Annotated in this window: 1 protein-coding gene; it reads right to left on the bottom strand. The window is 50.5% G+C overall.

Annotation, left to right across the window (positions count from 1 at the left end):
• On the bottom strand, positions 1-728 hold a 728-nt coding region (locus LKE08_RS00750), incomplete at both ends, for an AAA-like domain-containing protein (RefSeq protein ID WP_324702279.1).

Below are 728 nucleotides of genomic sequence, written 5' to 3'. Positions count from 1 at the left end.
CTTTTTCCGATCGCCCAAATTTGTGCATCTTTTAAAGCCCGCCCCCGCAACAGCCGCGATTCGTCCGTTTGGCCGGAGGCGACCCAAGCATCAAAGGTTTGAGAATAGGGGCGGATGGCCGACAACTGTTCCCTCGCCCATTCGAGATTGAAGACCGCCTCATAAATTCGATTTTTGACCGCCAATTTGTCGCCCTTTTTGACGGCTATTCCCGACAAGATGAGTTCCGTATGCTCGCGGCTGTTGTCAAATTTGATGCCGTGATTCTGCAAAATATCCTGATGAATTCCCAGCAATCTGCCCGCCCGCTGGGGGTTGCGGAGGAGGCGATCGCGGATCGTTTTCAAATGTTCCGGCTCGTCCTTCGACTGCCAGTCTTCGACGATAGAATTGCGGATGATATTTTCGACCCAAAATTCTTCTTTTCCCGGCGGTATGTGCAATTTATTGCCCGGTTTATCCGCGCTCGATTGAAAAATGATATCGCATATTTTTTGCGTCAAAAACGGCTGTCCGTTCGTCCAGTCTAAAATGTATTGGAGAATTTTTTGCTTATTGCCGGATTCAAAAGGCAATCCCCGGGCGAGGGGTTCGACTTCTGCCAAACTGAACCCCGACAGTGCGATCGCCGTCCCGATATTAAATGGCGTTCGGTTGCGATCTCGAATCAAATCGGAGGGCGTGGCAACTCCAAAAATCGCGAACGTGAGGCGGTTGTATTCGGGATT

The organism is Lyngbya sp. CCY1209, from assembly GCF_035615495.1.
Classification (GTDB): domain Bacteria; phylum Cyanobacteriota; class Cyanobacteriia; order Cyanobacteriales; family Microcoleaceae; genus Limnospira.
Note: the sequence above shows the minus strand (reverse complement) of the source record. Positions and strands in the feature narration are given on the sequence as shown.